The organism is Streptomyces sp. NPDC048606 (genome assembly GCF_040650855.1).
Lineage (GTDB): Bacteria > Actinomycetota > Actinomycetes > Streptomycetales > Streptomycetaceae > Streptomyces.
On record NZ_JBEZIB010000106.1, the window covers coordinates 1 to 1573 of the forward strand.

Genomic DNA, 1573 nt, shown 5'->3' on the forward strand with positions numbered 1-1573 from the left:
ACACGGACAGACCTCTCCCCTCGGCTATCGCGAGGAAGGACACCTCATGCAGTTAAGCCGTCAAGCCGTAAAGGTAGGCCGCCTCCTCCGGATCTTGCCGCGGATTCGCCCTGGGCCCCAGCCGGCAGGCAGGGCCAGCTGATGGCGTAGAGCAAGTGGATCACCAGACCGTCCCGAAGAAACGCGTCCACCAGCTGGGCCTGGCCGAGAAGTGCTCCAGTTTGCCGGGGCCGTCGTAGTCGCTCTCCAGCAGCTCCTCGGGGACACTCACGTAGCCGAGGTCGGCCAGCGCCCGCTCCACAGTGGCGAGGTCGCCGAGGTCCAGCGCCCCCTCCTCGTGGGCCTCGTCCGTGCCGAGGAAGGCCCCCGGATTGTCTGCGCAGACCTCGGCGAGGGAGCCGAACTTGCTCACGCAGACCACGATCCGTGTCCCGCAGACCGTCGCGTCCGCAGGCACGTGGACACGCCCGTACTCGCTGGAGTCCTGGGTGTCCCGCTCGGACTCGCACGAGGCACCGAAGTCCGCTTCGAGCCTGCGCACCAGCCCGCCGAACTTGAGGCCGGTCGCCGCGCGGTCGTAGTCCAGCGGCCGTTCCAGCCGCTCCGGGTCGTCAAGCTCGCGCAGCAGGGCCAGCAGTTCTATCTCGCTCTTCGCCATCCACACATCCTGCCGCCCGTCGGGCGGGAGCGGAGAGACAGGGCCGTCCTGTTCACGCCGTAGCCGTCGCCGCTGCTGGGGCTCTGAGGGGAAGGCGATTGCTTCATCGAACGGGGTCCATGCCAGAAGGCAGTGGTGGAGCTGGCCGAGCATCAGGTTGAACAGGTGCCGCAGGGCCTGCATGTGCCAGTCCCCTCCTGCCCGCCGGCGCCGATAGTGGGCATCCGCACCGGATGAACCGCCGAGGGAGGCGAAAGCCCAGAGGTGTCCGACGTGGTTGAGTCGGTTGTTCTTGACGAACCGGCGTCCGACGTAGCGGCGTTTACCCGAGGCCCGCGTGATCGGGGCCGATCCTGTGTACGCCTTCAGGGCCCGTACCGCTCGGACGGTGGCTCTCCGACCAACGGCGCACCTTCCGCCCCGAGCAGATGGACGGGGACCGAGCCGCCGAGCTGGAGAGGCTCGGGATCGTCTGGGACACCGCCGACCACGGCTTCGAGACCAACCTCGCCGCCGCACGGGCCTACCACCGCCTCCACGGCACCCTCGCCGCCCCGCGAGGCGCGGCGATCCTGGACGTCCAGGTCGGACAGCGGCTCACCAACGTCCGCCGGCCCGGCGGGCTCGGGAAGGACCCCGTACGCGCCAAGCGACGGGCACCGGCGCTGGCCGCGATCGACGCCGACTGGAACCCCGCCATGCTCGGGTGGACGGTGGACTGGCAGCGGCACTACGCCTACCTCGCCCAGCTCCTGGACGAAGGCGCCCGCCTGACCGCGGTCGCGCCCGGGATCACCCGGCACGGCGAAGACATCGGCAGGTGACTCGCCACCCAACGACGGAGCTGGGCGCGGCTGAACCCCAAGCAGCAGGCACGGCTCGGTGCGCTCGGCGTCACCCCCTCGCGGGTCGTAC

2 protein-coding genes and 2 pseudogenes are annotated in these 1573 nt (G+C 70.1%); 2 read left to right on the forward strand and 2 right to left on the reverse strand.

Going from position 1 to position 1573, the window contains the following annotated elements; genetic code table 11:
• Positions 1 to 160: 160 nt before the first annotated feature.
• Complete coding sequence (locus tag AB0D01_RS39685) at positions 161 to 658, reverse strand: hypothetical protein (RefSeq protein ID WP_363064292.1); 498 nt, start codon at positions 656 to 658, stop codon at positions 161 to 163.
• A 126-nt stretch (positions 659 to 784) separates the two neighbouring features.
• Positions 785 to 1033: pseudogene (locus AB0D01_RS39690) on the reverse strand (IS110 family transposase); the annotation flags it as partial.
• Between AB0D01_RS39690 and AB0D01_RS39695 the strand changes: the two are divergent.
• Both AB0D01_RS39695 and AB0D01_RS39700 read left to right on the forward strand, forming a co-directional pair.
• Positions 1012 to 1080 (forward strand): annotated as a pseudogene (locus AB0D01_RS39695) (hypothetical protein); the annotation flags it as partial. The pseudogenes AB0D01_RS39690 and AB0D01_RS39695 overlap by 22 nt on opposite strands.
• A 6-nt stretch (positions 1081 to 1086) precedes the next feature.
• Positions 1087 to 1482 carry a helicase associated domain-containing protein gene (locus tag AB0D01_RS39700; RefSeq protein WP_363064290.1) on the forward strand — a complete coding sequence of 132 codons (396 nt, stop codon included), beginning with the start codon at positions 1087 to 1089 and terminating at the stop codon, positions 1480 to 1482.
• Positions 1483 to 1573: the final 91 nt, after the last annotated feature.

Excerpts from the sequence above, each read along its gene's own strand:
- AB0D01_RS39685 (WP_363064292.1), bottom strand. The coding sequence starts at position 658 with ATGGCGAAGAGCGAGATAGAACTGCTGGCCCTGCTGCGCGAGCTTGAC.
- AB0D01_RS39700 (WP_363064290.1), top strand. The coding sequence starts at position 1,087 with ATGGACGGGGACCGAGCCGCCGAGCTGGAGAGGCTCGGGATCGTCTGG.